The organism is Acinetobacter sp. YH12068_T, from assembly GCF_024606005.1.
GTDB lineage: Bacteria > Pseudomonadota > Gammaproteobacteria > Pseudomonadales > Moraxellaceae > Acinetobacter > Acinetobacter amyesii.
On the sequence record NZ_CP094555.1, the window covers coordinates 1,378,156 to 1,397,180 of the forward strand.

21 protein-coding genes are annotated in these 19,025 nt (G+C 40.1%); 8 read left to right on the forward strand and 13 right to left on the reverse strand.

The annotated features are described in order from the left end of the window. Window position 1: 1 nt before the first annotated feature. The gene (gene dkgB / locus MST18_RS06690; protein WP_180133168.1) at window positions 2-808 is read right to left on the reverse strand and encodes a 2,5-didehydrogluconate reductase DkgB; all 807 of its coding nucleotides are present in this window, start codon (window positions 806-808) and stop codon (window positions 2-4) included. Between the two features lie 109 nt (window positions 809-917). Between dkgB and MST18_RS06695 the strand changes: the two genes are divergently transcribed. Next, entirely contained in the window at window positions 918-1,802 is an 885-nt protein-coding gene (locus MST18_RS06695; RefSeq protein ID WP_180133199.1) for a LysR family transcriptional regulator, read from the forward strand. A 112-nt stretch (window positions 1,803-1,914) separates the two neighbouring features. Here the strand turns inward: MST18_RS06695 and MST18_RS06700 are convergent, their stop codons facing one another. After that, entirely contained in the window at window positions 1,915-2,328 is a 414-nt protein-coding gene (locus tag MST18_RS06700; protein ID WP_180133169.1) for an internalin, read from the reverse strand. A gap of 229 nt (window positions 2,329-2,557) precedes the next feature. Between MST18_RS06700 and MST18_RS06705 the strand changes: the two genes are divergently transcribed. The 6 genes from MST18_RS06705 to rodA all read left to right on the forward strand — a co-directional run bounded on the left by MST18_RS06705 (window position 2,558) and on the right by rodA (window position 8,760). Then, window positions 2,558-4,198 (forward strand): CTP synthase, encoded by a 1,641-nt coding sequence (locus tag MST18_RS06705; RefSeq protein ID WP_078188523.1) that lies wholly within the window; start codon window positions 2,558-2,560, stop codon window positions 4,196-4,198. 31 nt (window positions 4,199-4,229) lie between these two features. Beyond that, complete coding sequence (gene kdsA, locus MST18_RS06710; protein WP_078188522.1) at window positions 4,230-5,087, forward strand: 3-deoxy-8-phosphooctulonate synthase; 858 nt, start codon at window positions 4,230-4,232, stop codon at window positions 5,085-5,087. Between the two features lie 64 nt (window positions 5,088-5,151). Then, entirely contained in the window at window positions 5,152-6,441 is a 1,290-nt protein-coding gene (gene eno, locus MST18_RS06715; protein WP_180133171.1) for a phosphopyruvate hydratase, read from the forward strand. Window positions 6,442-6,457: 16 nt separating this feature from the next. Then, entirely contained in the window at window positions 6,458-6,850 is a 393-nt protein-coding gene (locus MST18_RS06720) for a septum formation initiator family protein (RefSeq protein WP_078188520.1), read from the forward strand. After that, a complete protein-coding gene (gene ispD, locus MST18_RS06725) occupies window positions 6,813-7,538 on the forward strand; it encodes a 2-C-methyl-D-erythritol 4-phosphate cytidylyltransferase (protein WP_180133172.1) in 726 nt (241 codons plus the stop codon). The genes MST18_RS06720 and ispD overlap by 38 nt, the downstream gene beginning before the upstream one ends. An 85-nt stretch (window positions 7,539-7,623) precedes the next feature. Next, on the forward strand, window positions 7,624-8,760 hold the full coding sequence (gene rodA, locus MST18_RS06730) for a rod shape-determining protein RodA (protein WP_078193916.1): 1,137 nt from the start codon (window positions 7,624-7,626) through the stop codon (window positions 8,758-8,760). 192 nt (window positions 8,761-8,952) lie between these two features. Here rodA and MST18_RS06735 read toward each other — a convergent pair whose 3' ends face one another. From MST18_RS06735 to MST18_RS06785, 11 genes are all read right to left on the reverse strand, one after another. Beyond that, window positions 8,953-9,399, reverse strand: coding sequence for a hypothetical protein (locus MST18_RS06735; RefSeq protein ID WP_180114253.1), 447 nt, complete (start codon window positions 9,397-9,399; stop codon window positions 8,953-8,955). A gap of 216 nt (window positions 9,400-9,615) precedes the next feature. Next, window positions 9,616-9,918 (reverse strand): cyd operon YbgE family protein, encoded by a 303-nt coding sequence (locus MST18_RS06740; RefSeq protein WP_078188516.1) that lies wholly within the window; start codon window positions 9,916-9,918, stop codon window positions 9,616-9,618. A gap of 3 nt (window positions 9,919-9,921) precedes the next feature. Then, a complete protein-coding gene (gene cydX, locus MST18_RS06745) occupies window positions 9,922-10,023 on the reverse strand; it encodes a cytochrome bd-I oxidase subunit CydX (protein WP_002120988.1) in 102 nt (33 codons plus the stop codon). A gap of 24 nt (window positions 10,024-10,047) precedes the next feature. Next, window positions 10,048-11,193 carry a cytochrome d ubiquinol oxidase subunit II gene (gene cydB, locus MST18_RS06750; protein WP_180133174.1) on the reverse strand — a complete coding sequence of 382 codons (1,146 nt, stop codon included), beginning with the start codon at window positions 11,191-11,193 and terminating at the stop codon, window positions 10,048-10,050. Further along, entirely contained in the window at window positions 11,190-12,776 is a 1,587-nt protein-coding gene (locus tag MST18_RS06755; protein ID WP_078188514.1) for a cytochrome ubiquinol oxidase subunit I, read from the reverse strand. The genes cydB and MST18_RS06755 overlap by 4 nt, the downstream gene beginning before the upstream one ends. Next, the gene (cydP, locus tag MST18_RS06760; RefSeq protein WP_078188513.1) at window positions 12,776-12,967 is read right to left on the reverse strand and encodes a cytochrome oxidase putative small subunit CydP; all 192 of its coding nucleotides are present in this window, start codon (window positions 12,965-12,967) and stop codon (window positions 12,776-12,778) included. Before cydP ends, MST18_RS06755 begins: the two co-directional genes overlap by 1 nt. A 522-nt stretch (window positions 12,968-13,489) precedes the next feature. Continuing rightward, the gene (locus tag MST18_RS06765) at window positions 13,490-14,569 is read right to left on the reverse strand and encodes a porin (protein WP_180133175.1); all 1,080 of its coding nucleotides are present in this window, start codon (window positions 14,567-14,569) and stop codon (window positions 13,490-13,492) included. A 312-nt stretch (window positions 14,570-14,881) separates the two neighbouring features. After that, on the reverse strand, window positions 14,882-15,295 hold the full coding sequence (locus tag MST18_RS06770; RefSeq protein WP_180133177.1) for an HIT family protein: 414 nt from the start codon (window positions 15,293-15,295) through the stop codon (window positions 14,882-14,884). Between the two features lie 31 nt (window positions 15,296-15,326). Then, entirely contained in the window at window positions 15,327-15,596 is a 270-nt protein-coding gene (locus tag MST18_RS06775) for a YARHG domain-containing protein (RefSeq protein ID WP_078188510.1), read from the reverse strand. A gap of 88 nt (window positions 15,597-15,684) precedes the next feature. Next, window positions 15,685-16,557 carry an NAD(P)-dependent oxidoreductase gene (locus tag MST18_RS06780; RefSeq protein WP_180133178.1) on the reverse strand — a complete coding sequence of 291 codons (873 nt, stop codon included), beginning with the start codon at window positions 16,555-16,557 and terminating at the stop codon, window positions 15,685-15,687. An 18-nt stretch (window positions 16,558-16,575) separates the two neighbouring features. Next, window positions 16,576-17,670 carry an alpha/beta fold hydrolase gene (locus tag MST18_RS06785; RefSeq protein WP_180133179.1) on the reverse strand — a complete coding sequence of 365 codons (1,095 nt, stop codon included), beginning with the start codon at window positions 17,668-17,670 and terminating at the stop codon, window positions 16,576-16,578. A 142-nt stretch (window positions 17,671-17,812) separates the two neighbouring features. Here MST18_RS06785 and MST18_RS06790 point away from each other — a divergent pair, with 142 nt between their 5' ends. Then, window positions 17,813-19,000, forward strand: a complete 1,188-nt coding sequence (locus tag MST18_RS06790; protein WP_180133181.1) for an O-succinylhomoserine sulfhydrylase — start codon at window positions 17,813-17,815, stop codon at window positions 18,998-19,000. Window positions 19,001-19,025: the final 25 nt, after the last annotated feature.

Genomic DNA, 19,025 nt, shown 5'->3' on the forward strand with positions numbered 1-19,025 from the left:
ATTAAATATCCCACACTGGAGCAAGTTCAGGTGGGTTCACTTCACGCGCATTTCTGTCTAGTGTGACAATGGCCTGCATCTGTTCTGGTGTTAAATGAATTTCTTGAGCTTTTAAATTGCTGATTAAATGTTCACGTTGGGTTGATGATGGAATCACGGCATAACCTTTTTGCAGTGCCCATGCGAGTGCAATTTGGGCCGAAGTGACTTGGTGTTCGGCTGCAATGTTTAACAGCGTTGGGTCTTGCAAAACTTTGCCATAGGCCAAAGTCATATAGGATGTGACATCTATATTGTTCGCTTGCAGATAATTGACCAAGTTTTGATTTTGCAAATATGGACTCAGTTCAATTTGATTGGTTGCAATATTTTCCAGCCCGATGTGATCAATGGCTTGTTGAGTGAGCTCAATATTAAAATTAGATACACCAATATGCTCAGTCAATCCTTGTTTTTTTGCCTCAAGTAAATGTCCCATTAATTCTGGAATATTGACTCCAAGTGCAGGTGCAGGCCAATGAATAAGTGTGAGGTTAACTGCATCCGTCCTTAATTTAATTAAGCTGTCTTTTAGACTGGGTATCAGTTTGTCGGCAGCATAATTTTCAGTCCAAATTTTCGTGGTTAAGAAAATATCAGCTCGATTGACCTGACTTTCATCGATTGCTTGGCCTACTTCTGCTTCATTACCGTAGATTTGTGCGGTGTCTACAGCACGATATCCAACTTCTAAGGCAGTTTTAACAGAATGAATGACAGTGTCACCTGTCAAACGGAAGGTGCCGACACCAAATTGAGGAACAATCATCAGGAATTCTCTTTTTTGAGTTGATGCTATTGTGCTGCTAATTTTATTGAAGAAAAATGCATGAGTTTGGAATATATTATTGATTAAAAATCACGAATTAGAATATGCAATGAAATCGACCATTGAGGAGCTGCAGGCTTTTACTGTTATTGTAGATAGTGGCTCTATTATCAAAGCAGCAGAAAGACTGGATCAAACAGCATCTGGCGTCAGCCGCGCATTACAGCGCCTGGAATCTAAATTAAATGTAACCTTGTTGGAACGAACTACCCGCAAAATTAAGCTGACGCAAGAGGGGCAATTGTTTTTAGCAAAAACACGGCGGATATTGAATGATTTGAGCGAAGCGGAAGATTCCCTGCTGAAATTAGATGCAGATACATCGGGTTTGGTGCGAGTCGATTCTGCGATTTCGTTTATTCTGCATATGATCGTTCCCTTGATTCCAGAATTTAATGCGCGTTATCCGCATATACAGATTGAATTGGTGAATCATGATCAAGTGATTGACTTATTAGAGCATAAAGCAGATGTCGCAATTCGCTTTGGGAAATTAAACGACTCCAGTTTGCATGCAAAACTTATCTATAAGAGTCGACTGTGTTTGGTGGCGAGTCCTGAATACCTTCAGCAGCATGGACGTCCGCAAAATGCTGAAGAGCTAACCGCACATGCTTTACTTGGATTTAGTCAAATTACCCATATGAATACTTGGCCGATCCAAGTCGCAGGGAAACCTCTGACGATCCGCCCTAACATCAAGGCGTCAAATGGTGAAACGATACGTGAGCTTGCGATTCATGGGATGGGCATCGCTTGTCTTTCGATTTTTATGTTAGAAAAAGATATTGCAGAAGGGCGATTGGTACAACTTTTAGACGATCAAATTGAGCCACATGAACAGCTTATTCATGCTGTCTATTATCAACAAGAGCATTTACCGAAACGTGTTCGTTTATTTATTGAATATTTAGCTGAAAAATTACAAGAATAGTTGTGAGAAAAAACAGTGCATCGTCGGGTACAGATTTTTATTTACATAGAAACAATAAAAAACCCGACTTTTGCCGGGTTTTTTTGATCATTGGTTTGATAAAACTTCGATCTTAGTTCTCTAAAGCTGGTGTTGCAGCAGCAATGGCAGCAGCCACGGCGTCATCTTCAGACTGTGCAGAACCTGAGTTTTGTTTAGGTTGAGCAGCTTGTGCAGGTTTTTCTGCCGCTTTAGGAGCTTCTGCTTTTGGAGCAGGAGTTTCTGCAGGAGGAGTAGGTTCACGACGAATTTCAGTTGTTGTATTCGGTGTTTCTTCACGAATCACTTCAACTTGCTGCTGAGCCGGTTCTTCAACAACTGCTTGTTCTTCAACTGGTTCTAATTGTGTAGGTACAGATGCTGTTGGTTCAGATGCTGCAACTTCAACCTGTTCCTGTTCTTCTTCTTTTGGTGCTTCTTTTTTTACACATGCTGTAAGAAGTAGACCTGTTGCGATTGCACCGCAGATTAAAAGTTTCTTATTCATAATTACACAAAACAAAAAAGTGTGGATTGGATAACTGCATTATAACAGCAAATAAGAATATAGAAATGATAAGAACTTACTCTAAATTTTTATGATAATTGCTGTTACAATAGCCAATTGTTAATTGTTCTATGAATTGATGCGGAATGACTTTGCTTTCTTGGTACAGAGTAAAGTAAAATCGCACAACATTGTAGGCCAATTTAGGCTCCATTGTACGAGAAACTTAATGACCCATTTTATTTTCGTTACTGGTGGTGTTGTATCATCACTAGGTAAAGGTATTTCAGCTGCATCAGTGGCTGCGCTTTTAGAAGCCCGTGGTTTAAAAGTAACCATGGTAAAAATGGATCCATACATTAATGTCGATCCAGGGACTATGAGTCCATTCCAACACGGTGAAGTTTTTGTCACAGAGGATGGTGCTGAAACTGACTTAGACTTGGGTTATTACGAACGTTTCTTGCGTCGTGCGAAAATGACCAAACTGAACAACTTTACTTCAGGACGAGTGTACCAAGATGTCTTGAATAAAGAACGTCGTGGTGACTACCTCGGTGGTACAGTTCAAGTTATTCCACATATTACTGACAATATTAAAGAACGTGTTCTTCGCGCAGGTGAAGGCTATGACGTTGCGATCGTTGAGATCGGCGGTACAGTAGGCGACATTGAATCTCTCCCATTCATGGAATCTGTACGTCAACTTATGGTCGAACTAGGTCATAAGCGCACAATGTTAATGCACTTAACTTTACTCCCATACATTAAGTCAGCTGCTGAATTAAAAACTAAACCAACTCAACACTCTGTAAAAGAGCTTTTGTCGATTGGTATTCAACCAGACATCCTGATCTGCCGTACAGAACATGATGTTGATGCTGACACTACACGTAAAATTGCGTTATTTACGAACGTTGAAGCACGCGCAGTTGTGGTATGTAAAGATGCGCGTTCAATTTACCAAATTCCACGTACTTTTTATGAACAAAACGTTGATGATTTAATCTGTGAACGTTTTGGTTATAACGATCTTCCAGAAGCTGACCTTACAGACTGGGATAACGTTGTAGATGCATTACTGAACCCTGAATATACAGTTCGTGTAGCGATGGTTGGTAAATACGTTGAACTTCCAGATGCATACAAATCTGTAAACGAAGCACTTTTACATGCGGGTATTCAAAACCGTGTGAAAGTTCAAATCGACTACGTCAATGCAGAAGAACTTGAAAGCCAAGATGTAAACGACGTATTAAAAGACGCGGATGCAATCTTAGTGCCGGGTGGCTTCGGTGAACGTGGTACAGAAGGCAAAATGAAAGCGATTCGTTTTGCACGTGAAAACGGTGTGCCATTCCTTGGTATCTGTTTAGGTATGCAGTTGGCTGTGATCGAATATGCGCGCAACGTTGCGGGTATTAGTGATGCAACTTCAACTGAATTTAACCGTTCTACAAAATCACCATTGATTGGTCTAATCACTGAATGGTTAGATGAGCGCGGCGAAGTTCAACAACGTAATGCAGATTCTGACTTAGGCGGCACAATGCGTCTTGGTGCTCAAAAATCTGAATTGGTTGCAGGAACAAAAACTGCACAAGTTTACGGTTCTGAAGAGATCGTTGAACGTCATCGTCACCGTTATGAAATGAACAACCGTTATATCCCAGTGCTTGAAGAAAAAGGCATGAAGATTTCAGGTTATTCTCCAGTACAGCGTCTTGTTGAAACTGTTGAAATTCCTGAACATCCTTGGTTTATTGCTGTACAATTCCATCCGGAATTTACAAGTTCACCACGTGATGGACACCCATTATTCGCAGGCTTTATTGATGCTGCTAAAAAGCAGTACCAAAAAGCGAAATAATGTGTTTTTGACTAAACCAGGAAGAGTTTAAATGTCACAATTAAAACCACAGGAAATTGTACGTTTAGGCGATATACAAATGGCAAATCATTTGCCATTTGTACTATTCGGCGGCATGAACGTACTTGAGTCAAAAGACCTTGCTTTTGAAATTGCTGAAACCTATGTGGATATCTGCAAACGCTTGGATATTCCGTATGTGTTTAAAGCAAGTTTTGATAAAGCCAATCGTTCAAGCTTGAACTCTTTCCGTGGCCCAGGCCTGGAAAAAGGAATCGAGTGGTTAGCTGACATTAAAAAACACTTTAATGTGCCGATTATTACTGATGTACATGAACCATACCAAGCTGCGCCTGTTGCTGAAGTTGCGGATATTATCCAACTTCCTGCATTTTTAAGCCGTCAAACTGACCTTGTTGAAGCGATGGCGAAAACTGATGCCATCATCAACATTAAAAAAGCACAGTTCCTCGCACCACACGAAATGCGTCATATTTTGCATAAGTGTTTGGAAGCAGGAAATGACAAACTGATTCTTTGTGAACGTGGTTCAGCATTTGGTTACAACAATTTAGTTGTAGACATGTTGGGCTTTGACATCATGAAAGAAATGAATGTCCCGGTGTTCTTTGATGTTACACATGCGCTTCAAACGCCGGGTGGTCGTGCGGATTCTGCTGGTGGTCGTCGTGCGCAAATCACGACACTGGCACGTGCAGGTATGGCGACTGGTTTAGCAGGTTTGTTCTTAGAAGCTCATCCAGATCCAGAAAATGCCAAATGTGACGGTCCATGTGCGCTACGCATGTCACAGTTGGAACCTTTCTTGGCACAGTTAAAAGAACTCGATACCTTGGTTAAAGGTTTCGCAAAGTTAGATACACACTAATTCGATACACATTGATGCGTCACTTTTGACGCATCATTTTTATTAATCAACTGAGGAATTGTTCATGAGCCAAATCGTTGACATTCGTGCACGTGAAATTTTGGACTCTCGTGGTAACCCTACCATCGAAGCAGACGTAATCTTAGCCTCTGGCGTTGTAGGCCGTGCATGTGCACCATCTGGTGCTTCAACTGGTTCTCGTGAAGCTTTAGAACTTCGTGACGGCGACAAAGCTCGTTACTTAGGTAAAGGCGTTAAAACTGCGGTTAACAACGTTAACACAGTAATTCGTGATGCATTGTTGGGTAAATCAGTATTCGAACAAAAAGACATTGATAACACAATGATCGCGCTTGACGGTACTGAAAACAAAGAAAAATTAGGTGCGAATGCAACTTTAGCGGTATCGCTAGCTGCTGCGCGCGCTGCTGCTGATGAAAAGAAAATTCCACTTTTCCAATACATCGCAGACCTTCGTAATAACAGCATTTTGACTATGCCTGTTCCAATGATGAACATCCTAAATGGTGGTTCACATGCAGACAACAACGTAGACATTCAAGAATTTATGATTGAGCCAGTTGGCTTCACTTCATTCTCTGAAGCTTTACGCGCTGGTGCTGAAATTTTCCATTCTTTAAAATCAGTTTTAAAGAAACAAGGTCTAAATACTGCAGTTGGTGATGAAGGTGGTTTTGCACCGAACCTTCGTTCTAACGAAGAAGCAATTACAGTAATTCTTGAAGCAATTGAAAAAACTGGCTACAAAGCAGGTTCTGATATTATGCTTGCGCTTGACTGTGCATCTTCAGAATTCTACAGAGATGGTCAATACATCCTTGCAGGTGAAGGCAATAAAGCATTCACAAGCAACCAATTTGCTGACTACCTTGCTGGTTTTGCAAAACAATACCCAATCATCTCAATTGAAGATGGTTTGGACGAGTCTGATTGGGAAGGTTGGTCTTACCTCACTTCAATCCTTGGCGACAAAATCCAATTGGTTGGTGATGACCTATTCGTTACGAATCCTAAAATTCTTCAACGTGGTATCAATGAAAAAGTGGGTAACTCGATTCTGATCAAGTACAACCAAATCGGTACGTTGACTGAAACTCTAGATGCAATCTACCTTGCAAAAGCAAATGGTTACACTACAGTAATTTCACACCGTTCTGGTGAAACTGAAGATTCAACTATTGCAGATCTTGCAGTGGGTACAGCAGCGGGTCAAATCAAAACTGGTTCACTTTGCCGTTCTGACCGTGTAGCGAAATATAACCAATTACTTCGTATTGAAGAATTGACTAATGCTGCATATCGCGGTAAAGCTGAGTTCAAAGGTTTGAACTAAGCAGATCATGCTATCTATGTTAAATGTATTTGACTCCAAAGCGAGTAAAGCATTGTTGGGCCTTGCGATCTTTTTGATCGCAGGGTTTCAATATTTATACTGGTTCGGTGAAGGTGGTTATCATCAACATCAACAACTGAGTCAGAAAATACAACAACAAGTCGAACTCAATGACGAATTAAAAGAACGAAATCGCGTGCTTGCCGCTGAAGTATACGATTTAAAAAATGGCGTTGAAGCTATTGAAGAGCATGCTCGTCTAGATTTAGGTTTAATTAAACCGCATGAAACTTTCGTACAGATGAGTACGATTAGTACTCAGTACAAACCAATTTATATTGATCCAAACGCAAAAGTAGACCTACGTACCAATGAGTCAGAACCAGCCGAACTTCCACCCGAACCTTAAATTGTGGGCTATTATTCCTGCTGCTGGTTCAGGAAGTCGATTTTCTAAAACTGAACTAAAACAATATCAAAACATTGCGGGTCTAACTGTGCTTGAACACACAGTTGCGCGTCTTAACCAATTACCTTTAACAGGCTATGTATTGGCTATAGGCGAGCAAGATAATATTGCTCAGACTTTGGCACTAGCAAATCAAGATAAGGCACATTTTTGTTTAGGCGGTGCAGAGCGTGTGCATTCTGTACTCAATGCATTGCAATATCTATCTAGGATTGCCAATGATGATGATTGGGTGTTTGTTCATGATGCAGCAAGACCATGTGTCTCGCAGTTGAGTCTAGAAGATTTAGTTCAATCGGCAGTCGATTCGGAGCAAAGTGCGATTCTCGCAATTCCCGTACGCGATACCTTAAAACGAGTTGAAACGGCACCACTTATATCAACAACGGTAAATCGTTCAACTTTATGGCAAGCGCAGACACCACAAATTGCCAAATTGGGTGTACTTAAAAATGCCATTGAACAAGCGCTTGCCGCTGGTGCGACCATCACAGATGAAGCAAGTGCCTTAGAATTTGTCGGTGAGCAAGTTAATGTCGTGCAAGGTCGTTCGGACAATATTAAAATTACTTATCCTGATGACTTGGAATTGGCACGTTTAATTTTAGCGTCTCAAGTTAATAGATGATTATTTCAAGGAATATTTAAGGGACAGTGATTTTTACTGTCGCTTTAATCTATAATTCCCGCATCCTTTTTAGATCTGTTTCGCAATGATCCCTTCTCAACAGTATCGTTTTTTACGTCAGTCATTACGTGATGGCCGCAGTATAAAACACGATTCTTCTCGATGGGCTAAACTTCATTTAGACCCGTGGTTACTTTGCTTCTTGGTACTCAATGCAATATTGGGGTTGATGGTTGTCTATAGTGCGACCGCAGAAGACTCGGGAATGGTGCTGCGTCAAGCCACAAGTTTTGGTGTGGGCTTTATTGTGATGCTGATCTGCGCGCAAATTCCACCCAAAGTTTACCAATCTATGAGTCCGTACTTATATGCCATCGGTATATTTTTACTGTTGTTGGTTTTGGTCATTGGTGAAAAAAGGATGGGGGCGAAACGCTGGATTAGCTTGCCGGGTATCGGCAGTATGCAGCCGAGTGAGTTTATGAAATTTGCCATGCCACTGATGATGGCGTGGTATTTTGCGCGAAAACCATTTCCACCGAAATTTTTACAAATTGTCGGGGCATTAATTTTATTATTGATTCCATTTGCATTGGTCGCTTTACAACCCGACTTGAATATTGGTTTGATTATTCCAGGTATTTTTGTTTTATTTTTAAGTGGTATGTCTTGGCGTTTAATTGCAGGTGCTTTAACAGCCTTTGCAATTGCAGCACCTGTACTCTGGATGTTTTTTTTGCAGGAATATCAGAAAAAACGTGTACTGACCTTATTTGACCCTGAGTCTGACGCACTTGGTGCAGGTTGGAATATTATTCAGTCTAAAATTGCCATTGGTTCAGGCGGTTTAATGGGTAAGGGGTATACCGAAGGGACACAGTCGCACTTGGGCTATCTGCCAGAGCATCATACTGACTTTATCATGTCGACCTATGCTGAAGAGTTTGGCTTTATTGGTGTATTTCTTTTATTTAGTTTATTTACAGCAATTATTGTTCGCTGTTTGATTATTGGACTAAATTGCTTCCATAATTTTGGACGACTCTATGCAGGAGCGATAGGATTAACTTTCTTCTTTTTTGTATTTTTAAACTCGGGTATGGTCAGTGGAATTTTACCCGTAACAGGTGATCCACTACCGTTGATGAGTTATGGTGGTACAGCCGTAATTGCGATGCTCGCAGGGATGGGGATTGTGATGTCGATTCATACGCATCGTTAACTGTAATAGACTACATCAAGCCGGATTTATATCCGGTTTTTTTTGCTTGAGATTTAAAATAGACTAGATAAAACTGCGAAAAATTGACTATTGAAATAGTCATGAAATGTTCAAATAAATTAAAAAGCTTCATTCGATGATTTGGTGCTTTAATCTATAGTTAAAGTTAAGGCATCATAAAAGAAATAAAATTTAATCTACTAATGTTTGGACCCAATTCAAGCTTCCGCTCATAGATATTTCAACACCACAATTTGCTATATCTAAGTATTCTTTTGGAATATAAGCAAATAACTTATCGTCAATATATGCAATCCAAAATTCTGGCGGCGGACAATCACACTCATCGAAGAATCCATTGGTTTCTTTATATGCCAAACAATCATACATAGAGCATGAAATATCAAACTCTAATATTCCTCCAGTGGATTCAAATGAGTAAGTTTGTTCTTGCACTTTATATTTAGAAAAGACAGATTGAATTACTTCAGCGTAGTTTTTGTTTGTAAGATCACTAAAATTTCTATTACACATACTCCAAAGTTTTTCTATTTTTAGCATTGAAAAGTTCTTGAATATATTTGCATTTCGATCAAAAAAAATTGGATTTTGGTTTAAAAGAAAACCTTTTATTTTCATAAGACTAGATCCTATATCTAATATATCTATTGATCTAGATATTAAATCCTAATGTCGAGTTTCGATAGTCTAAATACCTTTCATTTACTTATTAGTGCTCATACAAACTCTGAAGTGTGCAACTAGGATCGATTTTTTTATCTGTGTGATTTTAAACAGTTTTGTAGTTTCAATCAAAAATAAAGCCCTCAAGTGAGGGCTTTATTTAGATATTAATTAATGTAGGAACCATGTGTAGTAGCCCCATAACATCAGTGGCCAAGCGAGAAAGGGGCTAAAAAGCCATTTCCAGAACCAATGGTGTGGTGTAAAACCCACACCATGCACAAAACCACCTGAAATACCTATCATGATGAACATCAGCGCTCGATGGCTATATCCACCATTGTCATCCAGCATGGCAGCAGGATGTACAAGTAACACGGCTGCCAAAGGAAAAGCTAACAGGCAGGAAATGACCATTGCAAATTTATTTGGCTTCTTTTCTACAAGTGATTTTTCTACAGCAGCATCAGTCATTTGTTATTCCTCATCTAGATCTTGATGATGTTCGATGTAAAGCGCACTAAGTACACCTGCAAAACAAGCCATCAAAATACCGAGAATCCAAGCAAAATACCACATCGTCTTTTCTCCTTAGACACAGCCTTAGTATAGGCTGTGTGAATTCTCTTCAATATGTTTGTTAGTGACCACGCCCCACATCTTGTAGTAACACCAAGTTGTGTAGCACAGGATAATTGGGACAAAAATACATGCGGCAACTGTCATCACAGTCAGGGTGTTTTTACTTGATACCGCATCCCACATAGTCAAACTTACAGTTGGGTTGATGCTCGATGGCATAAGGAAAGGGAACAATGCAAAACCAGCAGTTAAGATTGCACCAATGACTGCCAAGCTTGAACCAAGGAAGCTAAAACCTGCTTTACCTTTACCTGCGGCAAGGATAATTATCAAAGCACCTAAAATTGCCATGATTGGCGCAATCATAGTAATAGGATAAATACTATAATTGTTCATCCAACCTGGATTGGCATTGGTGATCACTTGTTTAGCTAAAGGGTTTGCAACGCCATTCGTGTCAAACGGTTGAGCTAATGTGTAGCCTTGGATATTACCGAAGTATAACCATGCGCCTGCAAGTAAGAAGCAAACCAAGAAGACGATACCCATAAGCTGAGTCGCTTTTGCTGAGCGTGCACGTAGGTCGCCGTCTGTACGAAGCATAAGCCATGCACCACCGTGAGCGCAAAGCATAGATAAACTCACAATACCGCAAACTAAAGCGAATGGGTTAAGCAGCGCAAAGAAGCTACCTGTGTAAGTCGAGCGTACAGTTTCGTCCATAGTGAATGGTACACCGAGGAACATATTACCAAACGCAACACCAAATACGAGGGCAGGAACGGCACCACCAATTGCTAAACCCCAGTCCCAAGAATTACGCCACTTGGTATTTTCGAGTTTAGAACGGTAGTCAAAACCGACTGGACGTAAGAAGAGGGCGAAGAGTACCAGTAACAGTGCCCAGTACATGCCTGAGAATGCAGTTGCATATACCATTGGCCATGCTGCAAACAGTGCACCACCGGCAGTAATAAACCAAACTTGGTTACCGTCCCAGTGTGGGGCAATCGTATTGATTGCCGCACGACGTTCTTCGTCTTTTTTACCTACGAATGGCATGATCGCCATTGAGCCCATATCGAAGCCATCGGTGAGGGCGAAGCCGATCAGTAGGACACCGACTAAGACCCACCAAATGATTTTGAGTAATTCATATTCGATCATGCTTGAGCCTCCTCATTTGCCTTTTTTGCCGCTTCAAGTTTCTCGAAGTGGTATTTACCAGTATGTAGAGAACTTGGGCCAAGGCGTGAGAATTTAATCATTAAGTACATTTCAATGATCAGCAGTACAGTGTAGAACGCTGCTAATGCAAGGATAGAACCCCATACATCACCTGTACTTAAGCTAGAAGCTGAAAGATGTGTAGGTAGAACTTCACCAATAGTCCAAGGTTGACGACCAACTTCGGCAACATACCAACCTGTTTGTGCAGCAATCCAAGGTAAAGGTAGAGCAAACAAAGCAAACTTTAATAACCAAGGTTTGTTTTCTGCATTACGTTTACCGACAGCAAAGGTAGCAAGTACGAACAGAAGGAGCATTAAGAAGCCAGAAGCAACCATTGCACGGAATGCCCAGAACAAGCTTGGAACATGTGGAATAGTGTCTTTTGCAGCAGCTTTGATTTGTTCGTCAGAAGCATCGACCACTTTGTCTGTGTATTTTTTCAGAAGCAAACCATAACCCAAGTCTTTTTGAGACTCAGCAAACGCTGCTTTAAGTTCAGGAGAAGTGTCGCCTGCACGAAGTTGTTCTAACTGTGAGTAAGCCACCATACCGTTACGAATACGTGCTTCGTGTTGAACGATCAGGTCTTTAATACCTGTTACTTCTTTGTCAGTTGAACGTGTTGCAATAATCCCCATGACATAAGGAATTTTGATCGCGTAGTCAGTAGACATAGTTTCTTTATTTGGAATACCAAATAAAGTAAATGGCGCTGGAGCTGGGTGAGTGTCCCATTCAGCTTCAATCGCAGCAAGTTTAGTTTTTTGTACATCACCAATTTCATAACCAGATTCATCACCCAGTAAGATCACCGAAAGTGTAGACGCTAAACCAAAGATTGCAGCGATAGCGAATGAACGACGAGCAAATGGCAAGTCACGCTTTTTCAATAAGTAGTAACTTGAAATGGCTAGTACGAAAATAGCACCAGTCACATAACCTGCAGATACGGTATGTACGAATTTAACCTGAGCCACAGGGTTGAAAATCAGTGCGCCGAAGTCCACCATTTCCATACGCATAGTTTCATAGTTAAACGCGGAACCAACAGGGTTTTGCATCCAACCATTTGCCACTAAAATCCATAGTGCAGACATGTTCGAGCCAAGTGCAACTAACCAAGTGACTGCCAAATGCTGAACTTTAGATAGGCGATCCCAGCCGAAAAAGAATAAACCAATAAATGTTGATTCAAGGAAGAATGCCATCAGACCTTCAATGGCTAATGGTGCACCGAAAATATCACCGACATAGTGTGAGTAATACGCCCAGTTAGTACCGAACTGAAACTCCATGGTCAAACCAGTAGTAACACCTAATGCGAAGTTAATACCGAAGAGTTTTCCCCAGAATTTAGTCATGTCTTTATAAATTTCTTTGCCAGAAATCACATAGGTGGTTTCCATGATGGCAAGAATAAAAGCCAGACCTAAAGTCAGTGGAACAAAAATAAAGTGATACATCGCGGTCATTGCAAATTGGAACCGCGAAAGATCGACCACGCTTTCAGAAATCATCAACGTGTCTCCTTGATTTGGGAAGGACTGCCAGCAATATGCTCGGCAACTTGATTGTCAAAGTTTTTAGGGATAGTAGGGGCGTCGAACCAGATGTTCTTAATGATCATTAAAATAATCACTTTAATTATTAGTATTGCGGTTATTTCTCTGACCACACGACGATTTAAATCTTTGAATTTTAAGCTCATGGAGATAAGCCTATTCTTTAAACTTGTACTATATTATTAACAAATATATACAAAAAGCAAATAGGTTGAACAGTTAAAATAAAAATATATTATTAAGTGGTTTAAATACAATGACTTATTGTGCTTATTAGTTAAAAAATAAACTAATTTTTTTATTTTAAATACTTGACTAAAACACTTGTGTTTAATTATTTTAAATCCGACTAAAACGCTTATATTTATATTTTAAATTCTGACTAATTTACTATATTTACTAAAAGTTACATTATTAATAATGAGAATCCTTATTGGGTGAATAAGATTTTTATTTGTTATGTTTAAGTTTTGCTAAAAAAATGGGCTATTGATGTAGTGCTGTTAAACGATCTCTATATGGTTAATGTTAAAGAGGCTGGACTAAGTTTTTTAAATACTTTTTAAATATTTGATACATGATGAACTTAGCTTATTTTAGTCTTGAGACACTATATTTGAGTAAAAAAAGACATACCGGAGTATGTCTTTTGGGGGAGATATTGCAGCTTAGAAGTCGTAACGCAGACCAAGAGAAAGTGCAGTTGCATTTTCATCACCGACCCCTGAGATACCGTTACCGAAGCTACGACCTTCTTTCCAAGGGTTGAGTTTAGAGTTTTTGTCGTTAAGCACAGTTGCAAGGTTGCCATATACGCGTAAAGTGCTATCCAACTTATGTTCTACACCCACACCGATCAAGCTTGCATTAGCATCATCAGCATCTACGTCACGGTAGAAATATTCACCGCGTACTGAGGTTTTAGGCGTTACTTTATATTCGCCAGCTACACCAAAAACTTGAGCATCTGGGTTGGCTGTATCGTTGTCGTGTTTCGCAATTTGGTATAAAGCACCCAAGTTCAATTCTTCAGTTAACTTATATGCACCGGCAATACGGAATGCATCTCGACTTGCGCCACCTGCTGCGTTTGCTGCATTTTCATCATACTTTTCGTATGCTGCTGCAAAATCAATTGGACCTTCTTTATAAGTTAGAGCAAGGTCATAGGCTTTGTTATCATCTTTGCCTTCGCCATCCGCTTCACGGTCAATTTGTGTACCTGAATGCATCGACATTGCAGCTAATACATTGAAACCACCGCCAAATTTTGGAGATTTATATTCAATGGTGTTTTCATTACGTTCATCAAATTTTAAGTTGCCGACACGTGTTACGTTACGAACGTCACCAACCATGTCACCGAAGAAGTTCACAGGGCTACGTGCGACTTTAAATGGGCTGTCAAAACGACCTACACGTGCTTGACCATAAGTTGAACTTTTTAAACCCACGAAGGTGTCACGTGTTGAAAAATCTACGCCTTTGCTGTCTTGGCTACCGCTTGCAAAGTTTACTTCTTGCTCAATTTGAGCGAATACGTTGAGGTCATCATTAATTTTTTGATCTACTTTGAAGCCTAATCGTGAAGCGTTAGAAGAAAGACCAACTTCGTTGTAATCTTTACCATCATCTAGATAGTCAAGAGAGACATGTGCACGGCCATAAATTTTTACATCTGCAGCAGATGCCATCATTGGTGTAAGAATTGTTGCCCCGATTGCTAATGCACATAGAGTTTTTTTCATTTGAAGCTCCAGAAGACTTTTCCAGTCATATCAATATGTTTTATCAGTAGCTTGGATAGAAGTAATTTCGCTATCTAATGGTGCTAAGTATTCATTACAAATAAGACAGTTCTATTAAGGAAATATTTCAAAACGGTGAAAGGTAATTTTTGGTTTAAATTGCTTTTATATTTATAAAAATGAATATTTATTAAATACTTAGAGTTATATTGAAGATTAAATTTTGCAGTTAAAAAGTTCTTGGGATAATATTCGAGACATAAAAAAATGGAGCCGAAGCTCCATTGATCATCACTTTAAACTCAATTGAACTTAAAGTGCTGCTTTGATTTTTTCGCCAATGGCTTTGATTTTTTCCATATCGCCCATTTGTGCGGCATGTTTACCTAATTCATGCACTGAAGTCGGAATTAGGTGGAAATGCACGTGCGGAACAGTTTGACCCGCAGCAGCGCCAGACAACTGCATCAATACGATACCTTTCACGTCTAAAGCTTTTTCCATTGCTTTCGCAACTTTTTGAGCAACCTGAATGGTATAAGCAGCCGCTTCTGGATCTAAATCAAGCAGCGTAATAGCAGGGGTTTTAGGAATTACGAGCGTATGACCTTCGGCCTGTGGCATGACATCCATAAAAGCGAGTACTTGATCATCTTCATAGACTTTAAACGCAGGAAGTTCTCCGCGTAAAATCCGAGCAAAAATATTTTGATCATTATAAGTCATTGCTAAATTCCTTGAGCGAATTGAATCGTAATTATTTACAGTTCAATTCTTTCTGACGATCTTTGATCGCGTCAAGTCGTTGTTGCTCTTTTTCTGAAAATTTAGGCTTAGTTGTGTAGCAATTGTCATTGCCGAACTTCGCTTTAGCATCAGGATCTTTAAAGCAAAAACCTTTCGATGCATAAATCACGTCATGGTCATTTTTCAACTTTTGGCATTCTTGCTCAGATGCTAAAACAGCAGTAGAAGCCCCGATTAAAGTTACAGCACCTAGCAAAGTTGCAAGGGTAAATTTGTTCATGCGAGTTTCCTCTGTCATTTGTAACAATGTGTGTTATGACACTAGAGTACAATATGATGGTTATTTATCGTTATTCAATGGCGAGTTATTACTCAATTGTAATTTTACTCCATTTTTCATACATAATCATAGCGCTTGAAAAATCACTGTTTTCTTCAGCTTGATCGCTTGCTGCTTGGATTAAATTTTGCGTCAAAGAGAGCACAGGTGCTGAAAGTTTTGCTTGGCGCACAAGATCAACAGCAATTCCCGTATCTTTTGCAAGTAATGGAAGTGCAAAGGTTAATGGGAAGCTACGATTCAGTACGCGCTGAGGTAAAACTGTTTCAGTCACATTACTTTTACCACTCGACGCATTAATACAATCGAGTGCCTCATGTAAGTCTACGCCATGCGCTTTTAAGGTGGTGAATCCTTCAGCAACTGCACAAAGATTTACAGCCATTAACATGTTGTTTACAGCTTTAACAGCAAAACCCGCACCCGGTTCACCCACATGTTTAATCAGTCTGCCAAATGTTTGGATCGCAGGTAATGCACGTTCAAAGGCTGCTGCGTCACCACCAATCATGACGGTTAATGTTCCCGTTTCAGCGCCAATGGTTTGTCCACTCACAGGGGCGTCTAAGAATGAAACGTTTTGTTGCTTTAAGGCTGAAGCGAGTTTTTTTGCAGATTCTGGCACACCGCTGGTACAGTCGACCCAAATCGAGCCTGATTTCAGCGTCACACTCGCAATTAAATTTTCAACATCTTGGCTGATGGGTAGGCATGAAAAAATAATGTCCGCTTGTACTGCTTGCTCTAATGCAACCGCTTGCGTACCAAATTCAGCAGCATGTTGCTCTGCCTTGGTAAAGTTTCGATTCCAGACATAAACCGTGTCGAACTGTTTTGGTAGGTGCGCTGCCATACGGTAACCCATTGCGCCCAATCCGATAAATGCAACTGACTGAATCATCTTTACCCTCTAAATTTTTTATTTCAATAAACTGGATCTTTGTGTAAGCCACTGGGTCAAAGTTGGCCAAAATTGATTGGCACTTTTTTGACTCGACATCAGGCCGAGGTGACCACCGGGAATGAGAGTAAACGTGACATCTTGACTACTTGTCAATTCGCCTAAAGGACTTGCTGCATCGGCAGTAACGATTTGATCGGTAGAACCCGCGCCAATCAATAAAGAGCAGTGGATATTTTTTAATTTAATAACTTTATCTTTCAATTGAATAATGCCGTTTTTAAGTGGATTTTGTAGCCAAACATTGAACACCATGTCTTGGTTAATCCCACCCGGATAGTCAATCATGTGATTGAGAAAATCGCCTATGGTTGCATGTTCATACAGGTCATGTAGATTGTCTAAGTTAGATAGAAATTGTTTTTGGCTTTTGAACCAACCCAGTGGATCGACGATTTTAAATCCAATTGCATTGAGCACACCCGGTGTATGGATAAAATGTTTAGGAATTTTCCCTGTGTAGACCTTATCTTGTAAATTCTTACTACGTGAAAGCAAGCGATTGGTTTTTTGAAATAGCTTTCCGATACGACCTGAGGCATAGCTATCAATCGGCGCGCCCATCACCATTAGATTTTTAACATGTTCAGGTTGATGTAATGCTGTATACAGCGTGACAAAGACTCCAGCCATACTCCAACCGTGTAGCGAGATGTATCGACTATCTGCATGCTCACAAATTTGATCAATACAATGTGGAATCACATCATCAATAAACGATAGAAAATTTAAGAAACGATCTTGATAGTTTAATTTTCCCCATTCCAGCAAATAGACATCAAAGCCACTGTGTTGAAAATGTTTAACCAATGAGCGATATGGATACAAATCATAAATCGCCATATTGATGGCCAGTGGAGCAACAAACACTAAGGGTTCTTTGTATTTACGATCAGGCGAAGCGTAATACCGAACTTTTGCATGTTTATATTCAGTAATTACTTCATAGGGTGTCGATTGAGAAAGGACCAGCGATTTTGCATTAAACACACGTGTAGACAAGTGTTTAATTTTCTTTTGCTGCGCCAGAAATTTCTGTTTGAAAGGGTGCATAACTGTCAATTGCCTAAGTCCTTGTAGGATTGGTCGAAGTCTAAGCGATAATTTCGTATTTTACCTTGACCTTAAATAGCTTAGACGCTCAAAATATTGGCAATTCTTCACAAAGGCAGTTCTTCGCGACTGAGTAATACAGATGAGCCAACAAGACGACATCGAATACCAATTAGAGACTTTAGCGATTCGTACAGGTCATACTCGTACTTTTGAGGGTGAACATAGTGAGCCAATTTTCCTGACTTCATCATTTGTTTGTGAAAGTGCAGCAGATGCCGCAGCAAAATTTTCAGGTCAAATTGAAGGCAATACCTATTCACGTTATACCAATCCAACTGTACAAGCTTTCGAAAAACGTTTAGCTGTTTTGGATGGTGCTGAAGCCGCTGTTGCGACAAGTTCAGGTATGGCGGGCGTACACGCGATCACTTTGGCATATTTGAAAGCTGGCGATCATGTGGTGTGTTCACGTGCTGTCTTTGGTTCGATCATTTCTCTATTTGAAAAATATGTCATCAAATTTGGTGTTGACGTTACTTTTGTCGATTTGGAAGATTTAGATGCTTGGAAACAAGCGATTCGCCCAACTACACGCCTATTGTTCATTGAAACACCGTCAAACCCATTGGCTCAAGTAGGGGATTTACAAGCCATTGCTGATATTGCACATGCGCATGGGGCATTATTTGCAGTCGATAATACTTTCTGTACACCGGTGTTACAGCAACCGATTAAATTAGGTGCGGACCTCGTGATCTACTCATCAACAAAATATATTGATGGTCAAGGTCGTGCGCTTGGTGGTGCTGTTGTAGGTAGTGCAAAATTAATGGAAGAGATTACAGGTGTTATTCGTACACTGGGTAACTCGATGAGTCCATTCAACGCATGGATCTTCCTGAAAGGCCTAGAAACTTTAAGCTTACGTATGAAAGCCCACTGTGCAAGTGCTCAAACTTTAGCTGAATGGTTAGATGCACACCCGAAAGTTGAAAAAGTGTACTATGCGGGACTTCCAAATCACGAAGGTCATGAGTTGGCGAAAAAGCAACAAAAAGGCTTTGGCGGAGTTGTATCGTTTGTTGTGAAAGGCGAACGTGAAGGCGCTTGGACATTGATTGATAATACTAAGTTCCTTTCTATTACAAGTAACTTGGGTGATGTAAAGTCAACAATTACCCATCCTGCAACGACTTCTCATGGCAGAATGTCAGCAGAAGTGAAAAAAGCAGCAGGGATTAGCGAAGGTTTAATTCGCGTATCTGTTGGTTTAGAAGATATTAATGATATTATTCGCGATCTTTCACGCGGTTTAGATCTTATCTAAAGTGAATTCATCAGTTTTGTTCGGA

Coding starts and splice junctions, on each gene's coding strand:
- dkgB (WP_180133168.1), bottom strand. CDS start 808: ATGATTGTTCCTCAATTTGGTGTCGGCACCTTCCGTTTGACAGGTGAC.
- MST18_RS06695 (WP_180133199.1), top strand. CDS start 918: ATGAAATCGACCATTGAGGAGCTGCAGGCTTTTACTGTTATTGTAGAT.
- MST18_RS06700 (WP_180133169.1), bottom strand. CDS start 2,328: ATGAATAAGAAACTTTTAATCTGCGGTGCAATCGCAACAGGTCTACTT.
- MST18_RS06705 (WP_078188523.1), top strand. CDS start 2,558: ATGACCCATTTTATTTTCGTTACTGGTGGTGTTGTATCATCACTAGGT.
- kdsA (WP_078188522.1), top strand. CDS start 4,230: ATGTCACAATTAAAACCACAGGAAATTGTACGTTTAGGCGATATACAA.
- eno (WP_180133171.1), top strand. CDS start 5,152: ATGAGCCAAATCGTTGACATTCGTGCACGTGAAATTTTGGACTCTCGT.
- MST18_RS06720 (WP_078188520.1), top strand. CDS start 6,458: ATGTTAAATGTATTTGACTCCAAAGCGAGTAAAGCATTGTTGGGCCTT.
- ispD (WP_180133172.1), top strand. CDS start 6,813: ATGAGTCAGAACCAGCCGAACTTCCACCCGAACCTTAAATTGTGGGCT.
- rodA (WP_078193916.1), top strand. CDS start 7,624: ATGATCCCTTCTCAACAGTATCGTTTTTTACGTCAGTCATTACGTGAT.
- MST18_RS06735 (WP_180114253.1), bottom strand. CDS start 9,399: ATGAAAATAAAAGGTTTTCTTTTAAACCAAAATCCAATTTTTTTTGAT.
- MST18_RS06740 (WP_078188516.1), bottom strand. CDS start 9,918: ATGACTGATGCTGCTGTAGAAAAATCACTTGTAGAAAAGAAGCCAAAT.
- cydX (WP_002120988.1), bottom strand. CDS start 10,023: ATGTGGTATTTTGCTTGGATTCTCGGTATTTTGATGGCTTGTTTTGCA.
- cydB (WP_180133174.1), bottom strand. CDS start 11,193: ATGATCGAATATGAATTACTCAAAATCATTTGGTGGGTCTTAGTCGGT.
- MST18_RS06755 (WP_078188514.1), bottom strand. CDS start 12,776: ATGATTTCTGAAAGCGTGGTCGATCTTTCGCGGTTCCAATTTGCAATG.
- cydP (WP_078188513.1), bottom strand. CDS start 12,967: ATGAGCTTAAAATTCAAAGATTTAAATCGTCGTGTGGTCAGAGAAATA.
- MST18_RS06765 (WP_180133175.1), bottom strand. CDS start 14,569: ATGAAAAAAACTCTATGTGCATTAGCAATCGGGGCAACAATTCTTACA.
- MST18_RS06770 (WP_180133177.1), bottom strand. CDS start 15,295: ATGACTTATAATGATCAAAATATTTTTGCTCGGATTTTACGCGGAGAA.
- MST18_RS06775 (WP_078188510.1), bottom strand. CDS start 15,596: ATGAACAAATTTACCCTTGCAACTTTGCTAGGTGCTGTAACTTTAATC.
- MST18_RS06780 (WP_180133178.1), bottom strand. CDS start 16,557: ATGATTCAGTCAGTTGCATTTATCGGATTGGGCGCAATGGGTTACCGT.
- MST18_RS06785 (WP_180133179.1), bottom strand. CDS start 17,670: ATGCACCCTTTCAAACAGAAATTTCTGGCGCAGCAAAAGAAAATTAAA.
- MST18_RS06790 (WP_180133181.1), top strand. CDS start 17,813: ATGAGCCAACAAGACGACATCGAATACCAATTAGAGACTTTAGCGATT.